Annotated in this window: 26 protein-coding genes; 3 read left to right on the top strand and 23 right to left on the bottom strand. The window is 34.7% G+C overall.

Going from position 1 to position 25,800, the window contains the following annotated elements; all coding sequences use genetic code 11:
- Positions 1-63: 63 nt before the first annotated feature.
- Complete coding sequence (locus tag DKL58_RS04460) at positions 64-270, top strand: YjzD family protein (protein ID WP_034979269.1); 207 nt, start codon at positions 64-66, stop codon at positions 268-270.
- Between the two features lie 39 nt (positions 271-309).
- Here the strand turns inward: DKL58_RS04460 and DKL58_RS04455 are convergent, their stop codons facing one another.
- From DKL58_RS04455 to uvrC, 8 genes are all read right to left on the bottom strand, one after another.
- Positions 310-1,857, bottom strand: coding sequence for a bifunctional metallophosphatase/5'-nucleotidase (locus DKL58_RS04455; protein WP_109586245.1), 1,548 nt, complete (start codon positions 1,855-1,857; stop codon positions 310-312).
- A gap of 80 nt (positions 1,858-1,937) precedes the next feature.
- Positions 1,938-2,129: a 50S ribosomal protein L32 gene (gene rpmF / locus DKL58_RS04450; RefSeq protein ID WP_034979275.1), complete on the bottom strand. Its 192-nt coding sequence runs from the start codon at positions 2,127-2,129 to the stop codon at positions 1,938-1,940.
- Positions 2,130-2,238: 109 nt separating this feature from the next.
- The gene (locus DKL58_RS04445) at positions 2,239-2,460 is read right to left on the bottom strand and encodes a lipopolysaccharide assembly protein LapA domain-containing protein (protein WP_034979276.1); all 222 of its coding nucleotides are present in this window, start codon (positions 2,458-2,460) and stop codon (positions 2,239-2,241) included.
- A gap of 8 nt (positions 2,461-2,468) precedes the next feature.
- A complete protein-coding gene (locus DKL58_RS04440; RefSeq protein WP_045928038.1) occupies positions 2,469-3,263 on the bottom strand; it encodes an SDR family NAD(P)-dependent oxidoreductase in 795 nt (264 codons plus the stop codon).
- The gene (rnz, locus tag DKL58_RS04435) at positions 3,256-4,197 is read right to left on the bottom strand and encodes a ribonuclease Z (protein ID WP_109586244.1); all 942 of its coding nucleotides are present in this window, start codon (positions 4,195-4,197) and stop codon (positions 3,256-3,258) included. The genes DKL58_RS04440 and rnz overlap by 8 nt, the downstream gene beginning before the upstream one ends.
- Positions 4,198-4,208: 11 nt before the next feature.
- Positions 4,209-6,128, bottom strand: a complete 1,920-nt coding sequence (locus DKL58_RS04430) for an acyltransferase family protein (RefSeq protein WP_109586243.1) — start codon at positions 6,126-6,128, stop codon at positions 4,209-4,211.
- 21 nt (positions 6,129-6,149) lie between these two features.
- Positions 6,150-7,454 (bottom strand): GTPase ObgE, encoded by a 1,305-nt coding sequence (obgE, locus tag DKL58_RS04425; protein ID WP_109586242.1) that lies wholly within the window; start codon positions 7,452-7,454, stop codon positions 6,150-6,152.
- Between the two features lie 76 nt (positions 7,455-7,530).
- Positions 7,531-9,333, bottom strand: a complete 1,803-nt coding sequence (gene uvrC / locus DKL58_RS04420; protein ID WP_109586241.1) for an excinuclease ABC subunit UvrC — start codon at positions 9,331-9,333, stop codon at positions 7,531-7,533.
- 205 nt (positions 9,334-9,538) lie between these two features.
- Between uvrC and DKL58_RS09675 the strand changes: the two genes are divergently transcribed.
- Positions 9,539-9,667, top strand: a complete 129-nt coding sequence (locus tag DKL58_RS09675) for an SPJ_0845 family protein (RefSeq protein WP_255358038.1) — start codon at positions 9,539-9,541, stop codon at positions 9,665-9,667.
- 39 nt (positions 9,668-9,706) lie between these two features.
- Here the strand turns inward: DKL58_RS09675 and yihA are convergent, their stop codons facing one another.
- The 7 genes from yihA to rpsO all read right to left on the bottom strand — a co-directional run bounded on the left by yihA (position 9,707) and on the right by rpsO (position 17,572).
- Complete coding sequence (gene yihA, locus DKL58_RS04415; RefSeq protein WP_109586240.1) at positions 9,707-10,291, bottom strand: ribosome biogenesis GTP-binding protein YihA/YsxC; 585 nt, start codon at positions 10,289-10,291, stop codon at positions 9,707-9,709.
- Positions 10,281-11,558: an ATP-dependent Clp protease ATP-binding subunit ClpX gene (clpX, locus tag DKL58_RS04410; RefSeq protein WP_045928032.1), complete on the bottom strand. Its 1,278-nt coding sequence runs from the start codon at positions 11,556-11,558 to the stop codon at positions 10,281-10,283. Before clpX ends, yihA begins: the two co-directional genes overlap by 11 nt.
- A gap of 122 nt (positions 11,559-11,680) precedes the next feature.
- The gene (gene tig / locus DKL58_RS04405; RefSeq protein WP_109586239.1) at positions 11,681-13,006 is read right to left on the bottom strand and encodes a trigger factor; all 1,326 of its coding nucleotides are present in this window, start codon (positions 13,004-13,006) and stop codon (positions 11,681-11,683) included.
- A gap of 143 nt (positions 13,007-13,149) precedes the next feature.
- Positions 13,150-14,340, bottom strand: a complete 1,191-nt coding sequence (gene tuf, locus DKL58_RS04400; RefSeq protein ID WP_045928030.1) for an elongation factor Tu — start codon at positions 14,338-14,340, stop codon at positions 13,150-13,152.
- 185 nt (positions 14,341-14,525) lie between these two features.
- Positions 14,526-15,359 (bottom strand): tetratricopeptide repeat protein, encoded by an 834-nt coding sequence (locus DKL58_RS04395; protein WP_109586238.1) that lies wholly within the window; start codon positions 15,357-15,359, stop codon positions 14,526-14,528.
- Between the two features lie 2 nt (positions 15,360-15,361).
- On the bottom strand, positions 15,362-17,143 hold the full coding sequence (locus tag DKL58_RS04390) for a ribonuclease J (protein ID WP_081945342.1): 1,782 nt from the start codon (positions 17,141-17,143) through the stop codon (positions 15,362-15,364).
- Positions 17,144-17,302: 159 nt separating this feature from the next.
- Positions 17,303-17,572, bottom strand: a complete 270-nt coding sequence (gene rpsO / locus DKL58_RS04385; protein ID WP_034979304.1) for a 30S ribosomal protein S15 — start codon at positions 17,570-17,572, stop codon at positions 17,303-17,305.
- 200 nt (positions 17,573-17,772) lie between these two features.
- Here rpsO and rpsT point away from each other — a divergent pair, with 200 nt between their 5' ends.
- Entirely contained in the window at positions 17,773-18,024 is a 252-nt protein-coding gene (gene rpsT, locus DKL58_RS04380) for a 30S ribosomal protein S20 (protein ID WP_034979307.1), read from the top strand.
- 70 nt (positions 18,025-18,094) lie between these two features.
- Here the strand turns inward: rpsT and holA are convergent, their stop codons facing one another.
- From holA to DKL58_RS04340, 8 genes are all read right to left on the bottom strand, one after another.
- Positions 18,095-19,081, bottom strand: coding sequence for a DNA polymerase III subunit delta (gene holA / locus DKL58_RS04375; protein WP_109586237.1), 987 nt, complete (start codon positions 19,079-19,081; stop codon positions 18,095-18,097).
- Complete coding sequence (locus tag DKL58_RS04370) at positions 19,078-21,369, bottom strand: DNA internalization-related competence protein ComEC/Rec2 (RefSeq protein WP_109586236.1); 2,292 nt, start codon at positions 21,367-21,369, stop codon at positions 19,078-19,080. The genes holA and DKL58_RS04370 overlap by 4 nt, the downstream gene beginning before the upstream one ends.
- Entirely contained in the window at positions 21,338-22,063 is a 726-nt protein-coding gene (locus DKL58_RS04365) for a ComEA family DNA-binding protein (protein WP_109586235.1), read from the bottom strand. The genes DKL58_RS04370 and DKL58_RS04365 overlap by 32 nt, the downstream gene beginning before the upstream one ends.
- A 66-nt stretch (positions 22,064-22,129) precedes the next feature.
- Complete coding sequence (locus tag DKL58_RS04360) at positions 22,130-23,176, bottom strand: SepM family pheromone-processing serine protease (RefSeq protein ID WP_109586234.1); 1,047 nt, start codon at positions 23,174-23,176, stop codon at positions 22,130-22,132.
- On the bottom strand, positions 23,169-23,663 hold the full coding sequence (gene coaD, locus DKL58_RS04355) for a pantetheine-phosphate adenylyltransferase (protein ID WP_045928024.1): 495 nt from the start codon (positions 23,661-23,663) through the stop codon (positions 23,169-23,171). Before coaD ends, DKL58_RS04360 begins: the two co-directional genes overlap by 8 nt.
- Positions 23,663-24,214 (bottom strand): 16S rRNA (guanine(966)-N(2))-methyltransferase RsmD, encoded by a 552-nt coding sequence (gene rsmD / locus DKL58_RS04350; RefSeq protein WP_109586233.1) that lies wholly within the window; start codon positions 24,212-24,214, stop codon positions 23,663-23,665. The genes coaD and rsmD overlap by 1 nt, the downstream gene beginning before the upstream one ends.
- Positions 24,211-24,552 (bottom strand): DUF2129 domain-containing protein, encoded by a 342-nt coding sequence (locus DKL58_RS04345; RefSeq protein WP_045928022.1) that lies wholly within the window; start codon positions 24,550-24,552, stop codon positions 24,211-24,213. Before DKL58_RS04345 ends, rsmD begins: the two co-directional genes overlap by 4 nt.
- On the bottom strand, positions 24,542-25,729 hold the full coding sequence (locus DKL58_RS04340; protein WP_045928021.1) for an FtsW/RodA/SpoVE family cell cycle protein: 1,188 nt from the start codon (positions 25,727-25,729) through the stop codon (positions 24,542-24,544). Before DKL58_RS04340 ends, DKL58_RS04345 begins: the two co-directional genes overlap by 11 nt.
- Positions 25,730-25,800: the final 71 nt, after the last annotated feature.

Raw genomic sequence — 25,800 nt, 5'->3', positions numbered from 1 at the left:
CTTTTGGATTGAAAACGCGCATAATATTTGTTAAAATTCAAAGGTATGAAAGAAGGAAACGCTATGGGTCGTTATATCGTAACTATTTGCTGGAGCGTTGTTTACATGTTAATTGTAGGTTTTATTGCCGCTCCTCTAACCCAACATGTTTTTAATCTAAGTGAAGCTGCTATTGTTGGTTTGATTTTTGGTCTGTTATTCGCAGCTATTATCCCCACAATCACGGCACATTCTCATAAAGACAAAAGTAAGTATTCTAAACTTAAGTAAATAAAAAAGTCATTAGTTCTCACCTAATGACTTTTTTATTTACTTAAAACTATAATTGTGTGACAAATTAATCTTTGGATGATTTTTAGTCAAAAATTCTTTGAACATTTCCACATAATCTTTCTCCAGAATTTTTTCAATCTTATTAATATTGTAATCAGGGTAGAAGCCACCGCCCATAGCACGATAATTATTAACGGCCAAACGATACTTTTTTTGCTCTAAAATTGGTTGCCCGTTTAATTCAAACTTAGTTAAGCGACTCCCAACAGGTCTCAGAACATCCGCTTCATAATTAAGCGGGTAAAAAACATCAAAATTAAAAAGCTGATTGCGATACTGAGGGTCAAACATAATTTTGCCCCTTTTATCCTTAATTAAAAATTTTAGTGAATATTCGACAATATTGCGTAGCTCTTTCCCGGTTACTTTAACTATACATAATTGATTAGCAAAAGGATAATTTAGCAAAATATCACGCATTGAAACATTTTTATTAAATCCTTGAGCTGTTTCACTCATCAAAGCTGTTGCTGAGACATCAGCCTTTGTAAAGTACAGTTGCATATCCTGCAATAAATTAATAAACGGTGAACCCTTAATTCTAGCTTCATCTGCATTTAAAATAAGAGCAGGTTCATCTAAATAAGCAATTGGTTGGTCAAGCCATTTTTGTGCCTTCTGTTCCAGTGACAAACTGGAAGCATTAATTTCACAATCAGATTCATAGTTTTGAGCGTCAATCAATTCAGTAGATATTGCTTTTATTTCCTTGCTTCGCTGGTCGATATCCAACACTATTTTACCAATAGATTCTCCGCGATAACCTGGTTGTACAATGGCAGTTTCATGGTCTACGATATTTAGTCTTCGATGCTGATGCCCTGTCAGCATTACATCAATATCAGGAATTTCCTGTAAAATACGATATCCTTCATTTTCTCCTGTTTGTGGCTCCTTGCGTGTTCCTGTGTGAAGATCTGCTTCAAAACCGCCATGATAAAGCACAGCCAAGACATCGACTTTAGGCCTTAAAAAAGCTGCTATTTGCTTAACCTGCTCAAAAGCAGATTTAAATTTTAATCCCGCAACGTGGTCTGCTGGCTCCCAAAACGGTACCCGTTGTGTAGTAATACCAATAATTCCCACCTTTATACCGTTTTTATTGATAATGATATAATCTTGTCCAAAGGCCGGCAAATCATTTTTTTCAGCCAATAAATTGCTATTTAAAAAAGTAGCTTTACTATAAGCTAAATATTTTTTTAAATAGCTTAATCCAAAATTAAAGTCATGATTGCCTAAACATCTGACATCATACTCGATGAGATTATAGAAATCTGCAAATGCTTTTAAATTGGCATCACTATTCGACTCATGTACATAAGCCGCTAAAGGCGAGCCTTGAAGACAGTCACCTGAATCGGTCACAATTACATTTTCAGCACCATATTTATCTCGCTGCTGTTTTATTATGCTACTCAGTCTGCTTAATCCAAAAGGAGCAGCATAACTATTTTTTTCTTGATAGTCCGTGGGAAAAATAAAGCCATGAATATCACTTGAATGCAAGAATACGAGTTTCATTTCACCTTTTCCTCTTCCTAGACGGGGAATTGCCTAATTTTTAGAATAAAAAAAGACACCCGTTTTTTGGTGTCTTTTAATTATTGATTGTCATTTGAGTTAGTTTGACTAACAACTTGACGACCCTTGTAATATCCTTTAGGTGAAACGCGGTGGCTTAAGCGATATTCACCAGTGGTTGCATCATAATGCATTGCTGGTACAGTTAACTTAATATGACCACGACGTGAACGTTTCTTTTGCTTAGAAGTATGTCTTTTAGGAACTGCCATTTAACTGATCTCCTTTTTTGTAGAATTACGATTTTAGGTTACTTAAAAGTACCCAAAATACTTCACGTTTGTTAATGATACTATTGTATCCCAAATAAATCAAGCTATATTAGTTATTCTTGTCTTGATTATGACCATAAGAACCCCAAAAATAACCAATTAGAACTCCGATAATGATCATTAATACTAAAATAATGATCAAAGGCAATTTGAATTGAAATAAGCCAAAATTAATGGCAACATTATTCGTATTTAAAACAACGAAGATTACAGCTAGTAAGGTTAATATCAATGTAAAGATGAGCTTAATCTGTTTTGTTTTACTTTTCATACTCTGCACTACTTTCTTGAGGCAAACTTCAGCGATAATTCATCGCCTATCGTTGGAAACAGGTTATATAATTTAGCCAAAATTGCCAAACTAACTGGTAAATTGAGCTCACGTTTATTACTACCGAAGAAATGAACCACTTGCCAGGCAACATCATCCGGATCCAGCACAAATTTTTGTACGCTTTCAGCATAATGCCCACTCTTATCAGCAATATTAAAGAAATTTGTATAAACCGGCCCGGGATTAACCGTCATGACTTTAACTCCAAATGGTTTTAATTCCAAACGCAAAACATTCGAAAATTGAATAACGGCTGCTTTTGATGCACTGTAAGCGGCGGATTTTACAGTAGGAACTTTACCTGCAATTGAACCAATATTAATAATTTGCCCAGATTTTTGTTCCATCATTAATCGACCAACTAAGCGGCTAAAATACATCAATCCTAAAACATTAACTTGAAACATGGCTGTAACTTCACGACGGTTTGACTCTACAAAGTTTTCAAATTTGCCAAAGCCTGCGCAATTAACTAAATAGTCAACATGCTTAGTTAAATTAATAATTTTAGTAAAAGCAGCATCTATCTGATCACTTTGACTCATATCAGCCACTATTATGTAAGAGTTGGCCCCTGAAAGTTCGTGCGCCTCAGACGCTACCTTTTCTAACTTTGCTCTATTTCTGGCTATCAAAATAACTGTTGCTCCCCTGCCAGCACTTTCCAGTGCGATAGAATGGCCTATCCCACTTGAAGCACCTGTTATTACGACAACTTTATTTCTAAGGGAATCACTCATCTTTTTCTCCTTTCATAGGAATTACAATTCGATCGAAATCATTAGCTAATCTAGTATTCGCAAATATTTTCTGTGCCTGGTTTTCTAATTTTTTGGCTTTAGCACCTAAATATCTAGCAGAAATATGATTTAAATATAAACGCTTAACATTATTATCACGCGCAATCTTTGCTGCTTCAACTGCTGTAGAATGATAATATGAATGAGCTAAATCTGCCTCATTACCGGCAAAAGTAGATTCATGTACCAAAACATCCGCGTTCTGTGCTAATTGTGCTATTGCAGGAGTTGCACGCGTATCATAAATAATAGTAATAATTCTGCCTTTTTTGTTAGAACCCAAAAAGTCATTACCATCTAATATAGTACCATTATCTAGAACAATTTTTTCACCATTTTTAAGTTTACCAAGTAATGGCCCATTAGGTACACTATATTGCGCTAATTTGTCCATTAAAAGTTCTCCCGGTCGGTCATCCTCGACTACTCGATAACCAAAACTAGGTACCCTATGAGCTAATTTTTCTGCGTATACCTTAAAACCATTCCCATTAAAAATTAATCCACCATCTTCTAAGACAACGAATTTAATAGGATAGCTAATTTTTGTTCGTGAAATTTTTAAAGCTGTCCTAACAAACTGCTCTAAGCCAGCCGGTCCATATATAGTAATCGGACCCACATCTCCTTGAAATGATCGTGTTGCCAGTAATCCTGGCAAGCCAAAAATATGATCACCATGATTGTGAGAAATAAATATTTTTGTGACTTTACGCAATCTAATATTTGTTCGTAAAATTTGATGCTGTGTAGCTTCTCCAACATCAAACAACCAAATTTCATTGATTTCATCAAGCATTTTTAAAGCGATGCTTGACACATTACGTTTCTTTGAAGGTTGTCCTGCTCCAGTTCCTAAAAATTGTAACTCCATACTCTACCTATCTAATACTTCGCATTTTCAACTATTTTTTTAACAATTAAAGCACTGTAGTGCTTTGATCCTATTGGTGTCGGATGAGTTTTATCTTCATAAAACCAATTTGGATGATTCTTCGCATATGAGTACCAATTAATCACCATAAAATTATGATATTTTTTCGCTGCCTCATTTAATAAATTATTAACGTCATTTTGCCATGGCTTCGCCGGTACATATGTGTTTATCCAAAATACCTGTCTTTTATGTCCTAACTGCTTCATTAAATCATCTATATCAGACATTTTAAATGGACCATTAGTACCCAAACCTATTAATACATTTTTTCCTAAAACATTCTCATTCTGATAATGTTTTAATAAATCGAAGGAAACATTCAGTTGACGTGAAATAGCCGCATCAATCACAGCTTTAGGCATCAAATCTTTTAAATCATTGCTAGAACCGGCCATAACTGAATCGCCAATAGCCGTTAAATCAATTTTACGTGCCAATTGAATCTCAATTTGTGAAATACCAAATTGCTCAAAAGATTTTTTTATTGGATGTTGCTTGGCTGCTTGTTTAGCTTCCTTTATTAGTTTAGCCTTTTTTTGCTCTCTCGGACTAATTTTGTGGTATTCCTTAATTAACTTATTATTATCTTTTCTTTGTTGCTTACGATTTGCTCTGATTCTGCGCGCCAGTTGACTTTGATTGAAATTTTGGGCCTGTGCAGCAGGAGAAATTAAAATTGCAATGCTACCAGTTAAAAAAATCAAGCCTATAAGAATAGCCTTCACTTTTTGAAAATAATTTTTTGAATTCTTATCGCGAAGTTGCTGCAAATAATTTTTTGTTTTTTGTAAAGTTATTTTGCCCAATGGTTTTTCTACAGCTTTGTATGCAATCTCACTTAAAATGACTATCAAAATTAGTTCAATAAAGCGATAAAGCAAAACATGATCTGCCATATTGGAAACTTTATCTTCAAAAAAAATCATTACTGGAAACTGGTAAAGATAAATTTCATAACTTCTTGAGCCAATCCAATTAAAAACAGGATTAGTTAACCATTTATTCCAGTGGCTCCCTGGGTGAGCAATCACACCGACTAATATCGCTGTACACAATGTGAACAAAAACATACCACCCGAATAAGTAAATGCACTCTCTGCATTCATTATTGGAGAAAGAAATAAAAATATTATTTCACAAAAAGAAATCAGACCAATAATATCTAATAGAATGGAATCATTGCGTTTGATATTGCTTTTCAATTTATTCAATGGCCAAATGACAGCCAGTGCAGCCCCTAAGCCTAAAGAAAAAAATCTAGTATCCGTACCATAATAAATACGATTAATATCAACACCAGTGGTAAACATTATTGCCATTTCAATTGCTGAAAGTATTGATAAAATTAGTAAAATACTAAAAATATTTTTTCTCTTTTTGCCATATTTTACTAGTAAGAAAATAACTAATGGCCATAGTATATAAAATTGACCGTTAATTGACATTGTCCATAAATGGACAAATGGAGATTCGTTAGCGGCAAAACGTTCAAAATAGCTTTGACCATTTAAAATCTGCCAGAAATTATAAACATTAAGCAAGTTTGCCACAACTATTTGACTTAGTTTGGCAAGTAAATTCCGCTGAAATAAAACTATATACGCTGCAGAAACCCACAATACCGCAATTAATGGCGGATATATTTTTTTAATTCTACTCCAATAAAACTTTTTTGTATTATAAAACCCATTTTCATCATACGCCTTGAGTATTTGGCATGTAACCAGGTAACCTGACAAAACAAAAAAAATCGGTACGCCAAGATATCCGCCAACAAAAGTATTAGGATCGAAGTGATAAAGAATCACTCCAATTACTGCCAAAGCTCTAAGTCCAGAATATCCTGTGATATATCGATTTTTTGTCATGTTTCAAAACTTTTCTATTTATTATTGGACAAATTCAAAGTTGAATGAGCCAATTATTACATCATCGCCGTCAACGGCTCCTTTTTTACGTAGAGCATCATCCACTCCCAGATTCTTAAGCTTCCGAGCTAATCTCATAACACCATCCTGATAGTCAAGATTGGTTCGCTCCACTAATCTCTCCAGGTTTTCACCTTTAATCTCAAAAACATGATCTTCTAGTTTGGTGATAGTAAAATCATTCTTTTGACTTGCCTGATATTTATACTCTTTTACTTCTTGAACAGGTTCAGGCTTCTGCAATGCTCGTTCTTTTTCTACTTGCTCTACTACGGTTGCAGTATGCTGCATCAATTGTTCAATTCCTTTATGTGTCACACTTGAAATAGCATAAACAGGCGCTTGGATTTTTTCCGTTTTCAAATCTTTCTTGAATTGTTTTAATTTTTCACTTGCACCGGAAATATCCATTTGAGTTGCGACAATTATCTCTTTTCTATCTTTTAGATTTTTATCATAAGTTAACAGTTCTTGACGAATTGTCTGGTAATCTCGGAGCGCATCCCGGCCATTAGCAGGATCCATCGCCACCAAATGCAAAATCACCTTTGTTCTTTCAATATGACGTAAAAATTGTATACCAAGACCTACGCCATGACTTGCTCCCTCAATCAAACCAGGCAAATCAGCCATTGAAAAGTCACGACCATCGGGTAAAATAACCAAACCCAAATTTGGCGTTAAAGTCGTAAAAGAATAAGCAGCTATCTTGGGCTTCGCTTTCGTGACAACTGATAACAATGTTGACTTACCAACAGAAGGAAAACCTACCAGGCCAACATCTGCCAAAACCTTTAGTTCTAGTCGTAATACTCGGTCTTCACCAGGTTCACCATTTTCAGCAATTTCAGGTGCGTTATTAACACTCGTTGCAAAGTGAATATTGCCTCGTCCACCTTTACCACCATGTGCTACAACCAGTTCTTGTTTATTTTCAGTTAGATCACCAATTTCTTCATTGGTATCAAAGTCATATACAGTCGTCCCTATTGGAACTTTAAGATATAAATCCTTAGCTCCTCGACCATATTGAGATTTTATGCGACCATCTTCACCATTTTCTGCCTTGAATTTACGGCGATACCGAAAGTCCATTAATGTTCTCAAGCCGCTATCAGCAACAAATATAATACTGCCGCCACGACCACCATCGCCACCAGCGGGGCCACCATTAGGGACATATTTTTCATGGCGGAAAGCGACCATGCCGTCTCCGCCTTTACCAGCTTGGACTTCAATCTTAGTTTGATCGACAAATGTGGGCATATAAATTCTCCTTCCGTCTTTCTTAACTATATTACTATACCACAAAAGTTTGGACTATTATGGCAAAAATCAATATTTACAAGGTCAACTTAACTGTCTGAGCCTGAGGCAAGGTCAATCCTGCAGAACGTAATTCATCGATTGAGGCTTCTTTAATTTTTTTCAAAGAGCCAAATTTTCGTAAAAGCTTATTTCTGCTTTTCGGTCCGATCCCTTTAATTGAATCTAGCTTGCTCGATAAAGCATTTTTAGCATGAGTCCTTCTATGGAAGGTAATTGCAAAGCGGTGTACTTCATCTTGAATTCTCGTCATTAAATAGAAACCTTGAGATTTCGGATTCAACGGTATTAGTTTCAATGGCACACCATTAATTGGATCTCCATATAAAAGGTGGTTGGTTCTGTGTTTGTTATCCTTGACCATACCAGCTACTGGAATATTAAGGTTCAGCTCATTGCGTAAAATATCTTCACAAGCATCTACCTGAATTTGACCACCATCCATCAAAATTAGATCTGGCATTGGTTTATGTTCCTTAAGTAGTCTGCTATATCTTCTACGAACAACTTCACGAGTATTACGAACCTCATCGCCACCATTCTGATGCTCAACTTCACCCTTTAGTTTATACTTACGATAAGAGTTTTTATCTGGTTCACCATCTTTAAAAACGACCAAAGCTGAAACCGGATCAGCTCCTTGAATATGAGAATGGTCAAAACTTTCAATAACATGACCATAAGGCAAACCTAAGGAATCAAAAATTTCTTTCTGTGCACCCTTTGTTTTTCTATTTCCTAATTCTAATAACCGAAACTTCTCATCAAGTTTGAGCTTTGCATTGTCTTTTGCCATATTTAATAAAGAGCGTTTTTGACCTCTTTTTGGCGTTCTCACAGGCACATGCAAGACTTCACTCAGAGCCTCATTGTCAATTTTGGCAGGTATTAAAACTTCTTTTGGCAGTATTCTATTCTTTTGCCCATAAAATTGAACAATAAAGGACGCAAACGTATCTTCTGGATCGTTAGTGTCTGTCAGTGGATACATTCTAGTCTCACTTCTAAGCAGCTTTGCTTGCCGTAAAAAGAAAATTTGAATAGCTATCCATGATTTATCAACATAAAAATTAAAAATGTCACGCTGAGTATTGTCATTCGAAATAATTTTTTGCTTTTCGACAGTTTCTTCAATGTAATTAAGCTGATCACGAATTTCAGCTGCTCGCTCAAATTCAAGATTTTCAGATGCAGCTGTCATTTTTTCGTTAAGATTTTTCTTTACCCAGCCTATATCACCATTTAAAAAACTCTTAATCTTTTTTATTTGAGCTTCATAAACTGACTTAGGGACCGTTTTAAAACATGCTCCTAAGCATTGTCCCATATGATAATACAAACAAGGTCTGCCCTGCTTGCCATGGCAGTGCCTCAGAGGAAAAACTTTTTGAATAAACTTAAGGGTAGCCTGTGCAGCATAAACATTAGGATAAGGTCCAAAATAATAACCACCATCTTTTCTAATGATACTGGTTAATTTGGTTTGTGGATCACGTTCATTAGTAATTTCAATATATGGATAACCCGTTCCTTGTTTTAACTGCACATTGTAATAAGGCTGATATTTCTTAATAAGTGTAACTTCAAGCAAAAATGCTTCTTTATCAGTTGAAACGGTGATGATATCATAATCTCGAATATCTTCAACTAATTCCGCTCTTCTGCCAACTTGGGTACTTTTGAAATAGGAACGTACTCGACTCCTGAGATTTTTCGACTTGCCAACATAAATAACCTTGCCATTTACATCTTTCATTAAGTAACAGCCAGGCTTAGCTGGTAAAAGTTTTAATTTATTTTCAATCAGCTGAGTTGCCAAAAAATCACTCCCCCAAATTCGCTATCATATTTTAACATACAATTCATAGTTTTAAATTTGCTTTTGCTTAGTTATCACTTGATTATTAGAAAGTTAAAAATATCAGCTTTACATAATTATATTTATTTAAAGCTAGCAAATTATTGTATTCTCTGGCTTGAAGTCTTATTTTTTATTATAATAAAATCAGAAAGGAAAAATTATTATGGGGTTAACTTTTAAAAAACAAGATGAATTAGAAAAACTATTTGATAAATTTGCTACTGTGCCTGATGACAAAAAGAAAAAATTTGCTAAAACCAAGGATAAAGTAGTTAAAGATAAAGACAATTAAAAATGGTTCTCATTTGAGAACCATTTTTTCTTGCAAATTTTACAGGTTTTGTTCAATCCATTGCCATACTTCTTGAACATGCAACTTTTGGACAGAACTAAAAGTAACAACATCAACGTTATCATGATTTAAATCAAGTTTTTGCTTCAATATAGCAAGCACTTGGTTTTGCTGACTTTTCTTAACTTTATCAATTTTAGTACAAACTACCAAAATAGGTATATTAAGATATAATGCATAATTATACATAGCTACATCATTTTTAGTAGGCTCATGTCTACCATCCACTAGGATAATTAATCCTTGTAAGTTTGCCCTGGTTTCAAGATAATCTTGAATCATAATACCAAACTGTTCACGTTTTTTTTGTGAAACTTTGGCGTAGCCATACCCTGGTACATCGACTAAATAAAAGGCATGATTTACTAAATAGAAATTAAGAGTTTGCGTTTTTCCTGGTTGTGCAGAGGTACGCGCCAAGTTTTTGCGATTCAATAACGTATTTATTAAACTCGACTTGCCCACATTAGAGCGACCAGAAAGTGCAACTTCAGGCAAATTATCAGTTGGATATTGATCCTCGCGTACAGCACTGATTGCATACGAACTATCTTTAATGATCATTAGCTGCCTTTATTTCTTCATTATTTTCCTGATCATCCTCTTTACGTCTTGTTACGTTTGGTTCGGCATTTTTTTCAATGACATCTTTAGTAACTTTAACGTTTTCAATATCGGGCTCACTAGGAGTTTTATACATAATGCCCATCATCGCATTTTCAATTATTGTCCGCAAGCCACGTGCTCCCATATTTCTTTCGATGGCTAAATCTGCAATAGCTTTTAAAGCATCTGGCGTAAATTCTAAGTTAACCTGATCAAGCGACATCAATTTTTTATATTGCTTTACCAGCGCGTTCTTAGGTTCAGTTAAAATTCTAACTAAATCATTTCTATCTAATTTATCTAAGGTAGCAATAATAGGAATACGCCCAATAAACTCTGGAATCAGTCCAAACTTGACCAAATCTCCTGTCGTTAAATGCTTAGTCCAAGAATCATCTTGCACTTTATTAAGCTCGTTTTCAGCACTAAAACCAATTACTTTTTTACCCAAACGGCTTTTGACAATTTGTTCGATACCATCGAAAGCTCCACCAACTATAAACAAAATGTTGGTGGTATCTATCTGTATTAATTCTTGCTGAGGGTGTTTACGACCACCTTGCGGTGGTACGGAAGCAATAGTACCTTCCAAAATTTTTAATAATGATTGCTGAACGCCTTCTCCAGAAACATCCCTGGTAATTGAAACATTTTCAGACTTTTTAGATATTTTATCTATTTCATCAATGTAAATGATTCCTCGCTCTGCGCGTTCTATGTCGTAATCTGCATTTTGTAATAATTTAAGTAAAATGTTTTCAACATCTTCTCCAACATACCCTGCCTCAGTTAAGGTAGTTGCATCAGCTATCGCAAATGGCACATCTAAAATGCGGGCCAAAGTTTGAGCCAAGTATGTTTTACCTGAACCTGTTGGTCCAATCAGAGCAATATTTGATTTTTGCAACTCAGTTGAAGAATCTACATCCATTTGCGTAACACGCTTATAATGATTATAAACTGCAACTGACAAAATCTTCTTTGCTCGCTCTTGACCAATAACATACTGATCAAGTTGCTTTTTGATTTCCATTGGCTTTGGCAAATCCTGTGCCTTTTTTAAAGAATCAGATTTTAACTCATCGTCAATAATTCTTTTTGAAAGATCTACACACTCATTACAAATATAAACCCCGTTGCCAGCAATCATCTTTTTAACTTGATCTTGTGTTTTATCACAAAAGGAACATTTAATTACCTCTTGATCAGTAAATTGTGAAGCCATTCTATTCCTCCTTGTATTTACAAGTCTAAGATTAGCATAAAATACGGGTGGTATATGAATTATATGCTTGTAAAAAATAAAAAGGCAGTACAACACCACCTTTTTACTCAGAATTTAAAACTCTACTTTTTATCAGACTTTTTTTCGTCTTTTTTAGTTTTAGATTTAGAAACTTGTTTTGCGTTGTCAGCGACAATATTAATAGCCTTACGTACATTGATATCATGTGAAAGCATGTCATCAGTCAGAGTGTTACGGACAGTTTTTTCATCCATATTATATTCACTAGCTAAGTCTTTTATCTCTTTGTCAATTTCTTCTTTAGTAGCTTTAATGCCTTCTTTTTTGACAATTGCTTCAAGTACCAGGTTAGTTTTAACTCTCTCTTCAGCATCCTTAGCAAATTGTGAGCGTAATTGATCTTCTGTAGTATTAGTTATCTTGTAATATGTTTCAGGACTGATTCCTTGACGTTGCATATTACCTAGATATTGATTCATTTGCGTGTTAATGTCTTCCTGAATCATAGCATTCGGAATTTCATCAATAGTAGCATTGGCAACAGCACTTTCAATTGCGGATTGCTCAATTTCGTCTTGTGCAGCTTCTTCTTTCTTCGCCTTAAGATCCTTCTTGATCTTTTCTTTTAAATCATCAAGAGTATCAACAGAATCATCAACATCTTTAGCAAATTCATCATCTAATTTAGGTAACTGCTTCGATTTAACTTCATGAATTTTGGTAGCAAAATGAGCTTCCTTACCTGCTAAATCTTTTGCACCATAATCTTCCGGAAAAGTTACGACTACGTCTACATCGTCTCCTGCCTTGTGACCTATTAATTGGTCTTCAAAACCAGGAATAAATGTATTGGAACCTAATTCAAGTGAATAATCATCTGCTGAACCACCATCAAAGGCCTTCCCATCTACTGTTCCTTTATAATCAATGGTAACTGTATCACCTTTAGCTGCAGCACTCTTCTTCAGTACTAACTCAGCGTTCTTTTCACGCTCTTCTTTTAATTTGGCGTCAACATCTTTGGCATATACTCGAGTGTTTTGTTTAGGAACTTCAACTCCCTTATATTCGCCAAGTTTTACCTCAGGTTGAACAGTGACTGTGGCTTTCATTTGCCAGTCTTTACCTTTTTCCATTGAAACCGGTAAAATTTGTGGTTGACCTACAGCCGCAATATCAGCTTCCTTAATCGCTGCTTCATAGGCATCTGGTAGAACAATATTCAAAGCATTTTCATATAATGATTCTTCACCATAATATTGATCAAAAATCACACGAGAAACATGTCCTTTTCTAAAGCCAGGAACACGTAAGCTGTTCTTTACCCTTCTGAATGCTTGATCTAGCCCACGCTTTACATCAGCTTGGGGAATATCAAAAGTAAGTTCACCGGTAGTTTTATCGGTTTTATTCCATTTTACAGACATTAATTAAATACCTCCAATGTCAAGTTAAATTGCATCTTTACATACTAAATTATCTTACATTAAACGGTCGCAAAAAACAAACTTGGGCAAAAAAAGATGTACTTCTATGAAGAAGTACATCTTTTTAAACTGTTTTTAACGAACTAATCAAGAATTTCAGTAACTTGACCAGCACCAACAGTACGACCACCTTCACGGATAGTGAACTTAGTACCCTTTTCAATGGCTGCTGGTTTAATTAATTTAACAGTAAACTCTGTGTTATCGCCAGGCATAACCATCTCAGTACCTTCTGGTAATTCAATTTCACCAGTGATATCAGTAGTGTGGAAATAGAATTGTGGACGGTAGTCTGAGAAGAATGGGGTGTGACGTCCGCCTTCCTCTTTCTTCAAAACGTAAACTTGTCCTTTAAATTCGTGGTGAGTCTGAATTGAGCCAGGTGCAGCTAAAACTTGTCCACGAACGACTTGATCACGGTCAATACCACGAAGTAATACACCAACGTTATCTCCGGCTTCACCTAAATCCAAAGTCTTGTGGAACATTTCCAAACCAGTAACAACTGATTTAAGAACTTTATCTACCAAGCCGACAATTTCAACTTCATCACCAATCTTAACTGTACCACGATCAATACGACCTGAAGCAACGGTACCACGACCTGTGATTGTGAAGACATCTTCAACTGGCATCAAGAATGGCTTATCAGTTTGACGTTCAGGAGTTGGAATGTATTCATCAACTGTGTCCATCAACTTCATGATAACTTCTTCTTGTTCCTTGTCTCCTTGTAAAGCTTTCAAAGCTGAACCACGAATAACTGGAATATCATCACCGGGGTAATCGTATTCAGTTAACAAGTCACGAACTTCCATCTCTACTAAGTCAATCAATTCTGGGTCGTCAACTAAATCAGTCTTGTTCAAGAAAACAACGATGTAGTTAACACCAACTTGACGAGCAAGTAAAATGTGTTCACGAGTTTGTGGCATAGGACCATCAGTTGCGGCAACAACCAAGATAGCTCCATCCATTTGAGCAGCACCGGTAATCATGTTCTTAATGTAGTCGGCGTGACCTGGAGCGTCCATGTGAGCGTAGTGACGATTTTCAGTTTCGTACTCTACGTGAGCGGTATTAATAGTAATACCACGTTCCTTTTCTTCTGGGGCTGCATCGATCTCTGAGTAATCCTCTGCTTTAGCCAAGCCCTTTTCTGATAAAACTTTAGTAATAGCCGCCGTTAAAGTGGTCTTACCATGGTCAACGTGACCGATAGTACCAATGTTTACGTGTGGCTTTGTTCTTACGTAATGTTCTTTTTCTGCCATTAAAATGACCCTCCTGTAAATTTGCAAGAAGTCCGTTGAGTAAGTAACGGATAGTTCTCTGTTGAATATTGTACTACTTTCATTGGCAAATGCCTAGTATTTTAATGCATAGAGCCATGCCTAATGAAAACGTCCTTTGCTATTATACTAAATACTTTGAAAAAGTAAAGGCATTTTATCCAATTTTATTCGGATATATTATTATCGATTTTCTCAAACAGCTTTTGATTGCTTCTGCCATCATGATTATCAATATAAGAAGCAATATCACTGGCAAAACTGTCAGGATCATCAACATACTTATTTAGTTTAGGATAAAGGCTTCCTAAAATCAAATTAACTTCGCTTAATACAGCTGGAATTTGACTAGGCCTATGGTAGTATCGTGAACCAATGCCTGAAACAACTTCACGATACACCGGATCCTTTTCAAGCAAATTGATGTTCTTGGGAATAAATTCTTCTTCCTGCCCTAATACCAGAATTTTAAATTTATTTCTTAGACCAAGTCTGAATAAATCCTCACATAAAACCAGTCGAACTGCGAAATTTAAACTCGGATCAATCAATAAACTTTGTGCAAAATTTTTAAAATTCGATAAATCAAGTTTAAACAGCTTATCATAGTCGTATTTTGTCGGCTTGGATTTTTTCCTAAAAGCAACCATTATTTTTTGTTGCAATTCTAAACTAACAGGTTCTACCGAACATGGCAATTCATAGTCAGTAATATTTTTAACTTCTAAAGCTTCAATAAAAAAATTATTTTTTCTAAGAATTTTGCTATATTCAGCAAAAATTTTAGAATTAGTGAAAAGATCCTTTTCTTCTTTAATTAATTCATAAGCAGAATAACTCTGCTTGTTCTTAATATATAGCTCACATAAATTAAGAACAACCTCGTCGCTGTGACCGTCCCTTAAAGCTTCTTCTAAATTTTGAATAGCCTGAGCCAAATCACCATTTACTTCATTTCTTTTTGCCAGATTAATTAGATTTTTTTGACTAAGTGAAGTCATAGTTAATCTTTCTTGATAATTCTTTGACCGGTCTTATTAACGTCAACTGGGTGATGAGTTTCCTTTTTTGGCATATCATTTTTGCTATTTCTTTTTTGCATTGCTCGATGTCTGTTTTGGTTAACTTCCATTACGACTGGCAAAACTACTGGCCGTCTATTGGTCTTGCGGTAAAGAAATTTTTCCAAATCATTACGCACATCCTGTTTAATTTCAGTCCAGTCAAATTTTTTGTGTTCGAAATTATTAGTTATTGTCTTTTTAATAAGCTCTATGCTGTCACGCATCAACTGTTGATTTGCCTTAATATATACAAACCCTCTGCTGGTAACCTGCGGTTGAGCAACAATTTTTTTCTTGCGACGATCAATAGTAACTACTGCAATAAAGATGCCATCATCGGACAAAACTTCGCGATCGCGTAAAACAATATTGCCAACATCACCAATTCCAGAACCATCAATCATTGTGTCTTCTCCGGGAACAGGATCCGTCAAATAAAGTCGTTTTTGATTAAAGTCATAGCTTAAGCAGTCACCATTTTTTGTAATAAAAATATCATCTTTTTTGAGTCCTGCCCTAATTGCCAAATCTTTGTGAATTTCCAGTAATCGATATTCACCTATAACCGGAATTAAAAATTGTGGCTTTATAATGTCAATAAGCAGTTGTAAATCACGACCCGTCGCATGTCCACTGGTATGTTTTGCTTTACCTAGTTGAATTACAGTACCACCTGCACGATAAACCATATCGCTAGTTTGAGCCACAATAGTCTCTACTGAATGAGAAGGCGTCGTAGCAATAAAAACCAGATCTCCCTTATGAATCGTAATCATACTGTGACGCTTTTTTGCCATTTTTTGTAAAGAGTTTAAAGGCTCACCCATTTGACCGGTTTCAAGAATAACCGTTTTTTCATCAGGAGTTTCTTTTAAATCTTTAACACGCATCAACAAGCCTTTAGGAACATTCAAATAACCAAGATTCATGGCAGTACGGACTATTTTAGCCAAGTCTCTGCCCGTCAGCAAAACGCGTCTGCCAGTTTTATGAGCGGCATTTAAGACTTCCTGAATTCTAATCAGATTAGATGCTTTGGCAGCGACGATTACTCTGCCCTTGGCATTCCGAAAAACATTTGTTACATAGTCCCCAATCTCCTGCTCGGCAACATTGGGCAAAGATGCCTCAGCATTTGAAGAGTCACTTAAAAGTGCTAAAACTTTCTTTTGTCCAATTTCTGCTAAGCGGTCTAAATCCGTACGGTACTTAGGTGCTGCAGAAGGATCAAACTTAAAATCTCCTGTATAAACAACTTCTCCTGCAGGGGTATGCACATCTATTCCCAGCGAATCTGGAATAGAATGAGTAGTCGGGAAAAATGATATATTAGCATTTTTAAAATCAATCTCTGTTTCAGCATCAATAACATGAAAAAGAGTGTTTTTACAGCGCTTATTTTCCCGTTTAACTGTTATTTTAGCCAGTTCGATTGTGAGCTGTGACCCAAAAACTGGTATGTCATATTTTCTTAAAATATACGGCAAAGCTCCTATAGAGTCTGCATGTCCATGTGTTAAAAAGATGCCGACCACCTGATCAGCATATTGCTCAAAAAAGTCTAAATCTGGAATAACCAGATCAATTCCAAACAATGTGCTGTCAGGATATTTAAGACCAGCATCAAGAACAAAAATTTCATCATTAACTTGAACAGCGAACATGTCTTTTCCTTGTTCACGAACGCCGCTCAAAATCATAATTTTAACTTGATCAGTCATTATATTTCCTTTTCCTTAATTTGCTATTCAGTTGTTATTTATGGATCATATGATCACAACGTAAAAAGTATCTTTTTTTATTCTAGCATAAAATGGTATTTTGACAAAAATAAAAAAGCCGATTCCTAATTGAACCAGCTTTTCTGACATTTCAACTAATTAACGACGCAAACCTAACTTCTTGATTAATTCACGATAACGATTAATATCCTTATTTTGTAAATAACGAAGTAAGTTACGACGGTGACCTATTTTCTTCAACAAGCCAACATATGAATGATGGTCATGTGAATGATTCCGCATATGTTCAGTCAGGTTGTTAATATCTGTAGTCAAGATAGCTACCTGAACCTCAGTTGAACCTGTATCACCCTCGTGAGTCGCAAATTTTTGAATTATTTCATCTTTTTCTGCTTTTGAAATTGCCATATTATTTTCACCTTTCACTAGAATAATTGCCGTTAACAACGTTAACCGTCAGGTGTGAGCGCGCAAACAGCGTTAACGGTTCACAACAATAGTATAATACAGACAAATTTTTTAAAAAGCAAGTATTATTTATCTTGCATCTGCATTTATCTTTCAGTATAATCTATAAAGTAGAATTACGATCAATGGAGGTGAAATTTATGCCACAAATCAAATCAGCTATTAAGCGTGTTAAGACTCAAGATGCTACAAGAAAGCGTAATGCTGCTCAAATGAATCAGTTAAGGACTGCAGTTAAAAAGTTCAAGACTGCTCAAGCTGCTGGTGCTGAGAATGCCTCCGAATTACACGTAGCTGCTGCTCGTGCATTAGATAAAGCTGCTTCTAAAGGTCTTATTCATAAGAATAAAGCTAACCGTGATAAAAGCCGTTTAGCAAAACTTGCAAAATAACGATCTTGCTTAATTAATAAATAAAAAGACAGAAATGAAATCATTTCTGTCTTTTTGTTTCTATCAAAATTCATACACTGAGAATAAAAAGTTTTAAGAAATCGTCTTCTCGGTATTGACCACTCTTATAATTAAAATCCAACTTAATTGCCTGCTTTAGTAATCTTGCTATCTTATCTGACGATACTCTATTTTTTAGAGCTAATTTAACGCGGTAGGGATGAACACCCAGAGTTTTTACAATTTCAGGTTCACTGCGACCTCTCTCTTTAAGAACCTTAACAATCAAACTCATTTCTAACTGATTTTCAAATACGGCAAGAATCTGTATTGGATTGTTGCCGTTGTGCAGTTGATTACTTAGCCTTGCCAAAGCTTCCTGGTAATTGTTATTTAACGCTGAATTTAATATGGCAAAAATATTTTGTGCTAATGACAAATCAACATTTTTTTCGACTAATTCAGTTGTGATTTTTCTGTTATCTGTAATCATTTTCAGCTTATTATAATTACTCAAAACAGTATCTACCACTTGATCGCTGCGTTCTAATAAAAGATTTAAAGCAGGGCTTGTAATTTGATACCCCTCCATAGAAATCAAATTTCTGATAAATTTACTCAATTCATAAGGTCGAATTTTAGTTTCAACAACATTAAAATGATTTGTAATAAGCTTTGTTATTTTCTTTCGTCGATCAATTTTTTCATATGAAGAAACAATTACTAAAATATCATCTAGTTGCGTAATGTTCTCAAAAATATTTTGCAGTTTTGAAATTTGCTTTTGAAATTTCTTAGGGACTTTTGCTGTTAGAAAAAATGGATTTTTAATTGTTATTACCTTTTTCTGGCTGAAAAGACTCGATTCAGTGAGATCAGCAATTAATTCATCTAATCCTTCTGAATCGCAATCAACAGAAATTTTTTCATATTCTGACATTTTTTTCTCATGAATATATGAATCAGCAATATATTCGTTTAAGAAAGCATCATCGCCATTAATCAGAGTATGAGCAGTTTTCTTATTAGAATCTTTAAATAGTGAAAGTAATGTCATTTCTTAATCACCGGTAAAAATCTTTTGAATTTAGGCTTTACAAAAGCACCATAAGTCCAAGTAATCATACCACAGTCTTGGGTCGATGCCCACGGAATATGTTGACTTTGCAAAGTTTCCATGGTTTCAGGATGGGGATGACCAAAGCGATTTCTGCGACCAGCAGAAATAAAAACTCTTTCTGGATGTAAAGCTTTTAGGAATTCTTTATTTGAAGCAGTACGACTACCATGATGACCTAGCTTGAAGTAATTAACATGCAAATGATATTGATTCATGATCTCCAACTCTCCTTCTTGGCCTAAATCGCCAGTAAAAAGCCATCTTTTGCCGGCCAGTTTAAATGTTAAAGAAAGAGAATCTTCATTTTTTCCTAAGCCTGGCTTAAAAGGATAAACAGTCTGAAAAGATAGTTGAGAGTCATTAACTTCATTCCCTGCTAACAATTGTATAATTTGGTCTTTCTTGATTTTTCCAGTGATTCTTTTTTGAAAAGAAGGATTTTGAATTAATCCTCGCGCCACATATAAATTTTCTACTTTAATTTGATTCAAAAGTGGCTTCAAATCACCTACATGATCTGCATCTTGGTGTGTAATAAATATCCCATTAATTTTGCTTATACCTTGAGCTTTCAAAAATGGGAGAGTAATTTTGTTAACCTGCGGATTTATTTTTTTGCCGTTGAAATTAAGTTTTCCACCGACATCTATTAAATAAACTTTTCTAAAAAACGGAGTGGAAATAAAAATGCTGTCTCCTTGGCCAACGTCAATGAAAGTTACTTGACCTTGAAGTGGAAAATGAATGGTCAAAAAAAACAATCCATATATAAATAAAAGACATACTATAAATCTTTTTATTATTTTTTTACAGTTTGGTTTTTCATTTGTCCAAATCAATATAATAGACGTCAGAATTAATAGAAAAAGACATTGCCACCAGTTTATTTTGCCAAATGTTAAAAGGCCAATTTTACTGTTAGAAATTTGTGCAATTTGTTTTTCTCCAAGTTCAAGTATTCTTTCAAATAAAAAACTGCATTTTGGATTAATTTTAAAGATCAGCAAGTTCAAAAAAGTTAAAGGCATCACGACCCAGTTGAAATATGGCACAATTAACAGATTAAAAAAAACAGTTAATATATTAAATTGAAAAAAGTAAAATAAAAGCAATGGCAGTAAGAGATTATTTAAAGAAAATGACTGCTTAAATTTAGTCATGTGATTAGTCATTTCCAGACCCAGGGCTAAAATATAGCTTAAAACTGCGCCAGTGCTCATCATTAAACGAGGATTGATTATTAGGTGCAAAATTGCAGTTAGTCCAAGTAAATCACTTTTGTTAATTTGTAATTTATTTTTTATAGAAAATAGTTGACCCAAAATATAGGTCAAACTTGCTCTGATAAAACCAACTTGACTATTACTGAGAAAAATCCCTACCAGTAAAATAAGCAAACAAAAAACAAAGGTCTCGCCTTCTGTTAATTTTAAAAAATAACAAAATTTACTGATCAGTAAGGTATAAATACCAACATGCAGACCAGAAATACTCAAGATGTGTATTACGCCAAGGTCACGATAATTATTCAGAATTGTTTGAAATCTCCGACTTGGATTTTCACCTAGGATCAGTTCACTACTAAAAAAAGATAAAATTGGTGGCATTTGCTGAAAAAATTTTTTTAAATGGAATCGCAAAAAATGCAAATAGTTCCAAATGCCACTCTTGTCAATTTTAATTCTATAGCTTGTTAGTTTGACTTCTTGAGAAATGTTTTTATATCGATAAAATTTTTGAAAGTCAAATTGTCCATAGTTAGAAGCCGGTTCAATCGGATTTACATCACCAGATAAACAATAAAGTTTAACTCTGTACCCTGATTTTATTTGTTGTATCTGTCTTGAGTTTATTCTCCCAGAGACTTTAACTTTGCTTTTTTCTACTTGACCCTCAACTGTGAACCAATCGTCAAAAATATCAACTTGATCAGGGTAAAAAACTATTTGAGAGCTTGGTCTGATTACAAAGTCAGTTTGCTTTTTATCGAAGCAAGTTGCAAAAAATGCTATAAAAAGTATTACAAGAGAAAACCATCTTAAAGAATTAAACTTATAAAAAAGCAAATATGAAAGATAAGCAGCTATTAAAAAAGAACATGACTTTTGTATTAAGGTATCGCATTGATAGTATAAAAAACTCAAATCAATCAGTAATAATGCTAATACAAGAAGGAACCCTGGTTTTAAAACATCAAACTTCCAATTGGTCTTTAAGCGCCACAAATGTTTTTTCTCCAATTCCAGACACCTGTTTCAGTTCTTCTATGGATTTAAATTGGCCACTCTTTTGACGATAAGCAATAATTTGCTGTGCTTTTTTCTCTCCAATACCATTAAGCTGCTGTAGTTGTTGTAGATTTGCAGTATTGATGTTTACTTTATTGCCTGCAGTCGTTTGACCACTATTTTTGTCATTAAATTCACTAGAAACCGGATCAGATGAATTAGATGAAACCGATTCTACCACTTGCTCTGCCTTTATTTTTTCTCCTATATAAGGAATATGAATCTTATCCTGATCTTTCAATATCAAAGCTCGGTTAACCCTTTTCAACTGAGCGTTGCTTTTAATACCTCCTGCTGCAGCGATCAGCTCATTCAATCGTGCTCCATTTTTTAGTGTATATACTCCTTGATGATTAACCGCACCTGAAATGTCACACGTTACATTTTTAGGCTTATCTGCAGCAATTTCTTCTGTTTTTATTTCCTTTGAGTTCGTTATACCAGTCAAGTTGTCAGTGTTGTCTTTTTTACTTTGCAAAAATTCAGTGTTTTCATCATCGAAATCACTTAAATTTTCGTTGGATCCTGACTTTTTAAGCTCAATAAAAAAAACGGCCATTAGGCATGCCAATCCAATGAAAAAATACTTTTTGTGCTCGTCAATAAAAGTTTTTATTTTTTCCCAATCCATTTTCTCAACTCCTATTTTTAAGTACGCAAAAAAGCCCAAAAACTTTTGGACTTTTATTAATTTCTATTAGTATTTTTCATGTAAATAATGAAGTGCGTCATCAAATGTGCGTACAGGAACAATTTTCATTTTTGTTCCTATTTGCTTGGCTGTCTTTTTAGCAAGTAGATAATTACTTGCACTTTTCTTCATCCCCGCTGTATCAACAGGTGCAAAAAAGACCTCAGCACCAGCACGATCAGCAGCCACAACTTTTTTATCAACACCGCCAATCATACCTACTTTTCCTGACGGACTAATTGTCCCAGTTCCGGCAATTTTATGACCTTCAGCTAAGTGCTTGCCGGAAAAAACTTCATAACTTGTTAAAGTGAACATTAACCCGGCAGATGGTCCTCCTATTGCACCAGCATTAATTGTAACTTTTGGCTTTGTTTCAACCTGTACATGCTCCACTAGCTGAATTCCGATGCCAGGTTTGCCTGTACCTTTGACCTGGACAATCTTTCCTTTAAAATTGATTTTTTTCTGTTCTCGCACAACATTAATTACAGTTTTAGAACCTAACTGCTTTTTTTGAAAATAACTGATCATTTCTTCTGTTGAATGAAATTTATGACCATCAGCACCTAAAACTGTATCCCCGATTTGCAATTTGCCTTTAAAGCTTGAGCCTTTTAGTACCTGCATAACGTAAACACCCTTATAGTGGAGTTTAGGTTTTAGTCCAGCCTTTTTGGCCGCATAATATATAGCATTTTGTTGACTAGTTTGCATATACCAATTTTGTAATTCTTGGTATTGACTACTGCTTGAACCACCCAACAACTCAGTTTTTGGAATACGACTAGCATGTTTTTGGGAAAAACTAAAAAGGTATTCCCATACTGTTGCCGGCTGACTTGTTTCACTGACTGTCACTAAATAAAAATTACTTGGCGGCTTAACGTTGCTTTTTACAAATTGACCAATTGAAACAGCACTGCCTGGCATTTCAATATAGTAATTGGTTGGCCAGTTTAAGCCAATAAAAACCAGAAAAAATGCCAAAATAATAAATAGCCATTTTCGAGCTTTTGAAAACTTCTTGAGTGGTTTCTTTTCATTATTCATGTTTGTTATAACCTATTTTTTCTTTTAAAGCCTGTGCTGCTTTAGTCGGCAAAAAGCTAGCAAAATCACCATTAAACTGCGCAATTTCTTTTATAATACTGGACGCAACAAAGCTATTTTCTGGCTCAGTAAAAAGCAAAACGGTACTTATGTCACTTGCCATTTTTTTATTCATTTCTGCAATCTGCTGTTCAAATAAAAAATCTGTGGTATTTCTTACGCCACGCACAATTGTATTTGCGCCCAAATCGCGTGCAACGTTAACAGTAAGCTGGTTAGGCTTTAGCAACACTTGAACATTTTTCAGATCTTTAACAGCATCATTAATCAAGTCTTCTCTTTCTTCATTTGTGAAAAGATATTTTTTAGCCGTATTGACCATCACCACTACGTAAACTTTATCAAATATCGCAGCAGCCTGATTAATTATATCAACGTGCCCTTTAGTAATAGGGTCAAAACTTCCTGGAAATATTGCGACACTCATTAATATTCCTTTCGATAAAAACGAACAATAGTTTTACCTAAATGTTTTTCCTTAATTAGCTGAAAGCTACTACTTGTTTTTAAATTTGTTTGATCATTAGTTTCAGCCACCACTATTGCATCACTGTTTAACAGTTCTAGGTCAACCATTTTTGCCATATCGTCCGTAATTCTTTGTTTAGCATAAGGTGGATCTAAGAAAACAAGATCAAATTTTTGTTTTTCTTCGGCAAATTTACTTAAAGCTGCTTTGCTAGACATTTTATATACTGAAAAAAGTTCAGGCTCTTTTGTCAAAGCAACGTTTTTATGAATGATGTTAACGGCCTGATAATTTATATCTACTATTGTTGCGTGAGAGCATCCTCGAGAAACGGCCTCAATTGCCAGTGCGCCACTTCCCCCGTATAAATCCAAAACTTCTCCACCATTAAAAAATTGACCTAATGAATTAAACAGAGATTCTTTAACCTTATCACTAGTTGGTCTTGTTTTCTGGCTTTTCAACGTAAATAAATTGCGTTTGGCGTATTTTCCGGAAATAATTCTCATAATATTTGTTCTGTATCTTCCTGACGTTCCTGCAATGTTTTTTCGGCTTTTTTGGCTAAATCTCTAATTTGATTTTCAATATGATCACTGGACAGATCAATTTGATTCCAATTTGATTTTTCTACTTTTTCGACAAAATCAAGTGAATTCAAGTCGTGGCAAACTTGTTCAATTTCTTTTTTATTTACATACATAATACAATAAGCAAATTTCTTTGAAAAATAAACAATATCGCCATATCGTCTCAATTTGTACTGATCACTAATTGAATTTAAAAAAACAATAAGACTCTGTCTTTGAATAATATTTTTATTTGCTAAATCCTGTTCAATGCTCATTTGCAAACCTTTCTTCATTTTTAATTCGTTCATTTGCTGAAATATTCAAAACGATGCCAATAGCTGCCGACAAAATTATTAAAGACGATCCACCATAAGAAATAAACGGTAAAGTGACCCCTGTTATAGGCAACAATCCAAGCACAGCACCCACATTAAAAACTGTCTGCGTAAAAATAATGGTAGCCACTCCAAAACATACTAAGGCATTAAATTGTGAACTGGCATGAATACCAACTTCCATAATACTCCATATTAAATAAAAAATTAGGCCTGTCACAACTAGAGCACCAATAACCCCTATTTCTTCTGCAATTACTGCTAAAATGAAGTCTGTATAAGGCTCAGGCAAATATCCTCTTTTTTGCATGCTGTTACCCAGACCTACACCAAACAAGCCACCATTATGAATAGCATAATATGAATTAACCAGTTGTGCTCCGCCTTTTTGCTCCAGTTCAAATGGGTGAAGAAAAGAAAGAAAACGACGGTACTGGTACTTATTTTGCAGAAATTCAGGATTCCATTTAATAATCAGGAAAACGAGCAGGTATACTCCAACTGCAATTCCAATAAGACATAAAACTGCGTTTTTTGCAGGCACACCAGAAACCGAGAACATGACAATGACGATCATTGCCAAGACAGCGGTACCTCCAAAATCAGGTTCGAGAATTACCAAAAACATCATAAAAGCAGCTAAAATTGCTGGTCTGGATAAATTTTGAATAATTTGCCCTTTCTTAAAAGACCCATCATGTCGATCTAAAAAATAAGCTAAATAGATTATTAGGGATAATTTGGCAATTTCTAAAGGCTGAATTTTTATTATTTTTAAATCAATCCAACCTACAGAACCATTGACGGCAGCATCAGAACCTTTGAAAATTTTCAAGCAAATCAAATAAAAAAGTAATAAAATGCTGATCCCAAGAAACCAAACGACAAACTTCCGACTTTTGAAAATATAGAGTTTTAAAAAAAAGCAGAGAGCACAGAAAATAAAAACCGCAAAAAAAGCGTACACGGCTTGGCGAATACCGTAAACTGCCGGATTAAACCCATTTACAAGCAAGATATCCGAGCTAGCAGAATAGACCATCACTATTCCAAAGACCACTAACAAGATATAGGGCAAAAAAATATTGTAATTTAAATGGTGAAGTTTTTGCCGCACAAGCCGACCTCTCCTTCTGTAATAAATTAACCTTTATTATAAGCATTATAAAACAAAAAGAGCACCACTTC

It is taken from the genome of Lactobacillus kullabergensis (assembly GCF_003151025.1).
GTDB lineage: Bacteria > Bacillota > Bacilli > Lactobacillales > Lactobacillaceae > Lactobacillus > Lactobacillus kullabergensis.
This window is presented reverse-complemented; position numbering and strand designations above follow the sequence as displayed.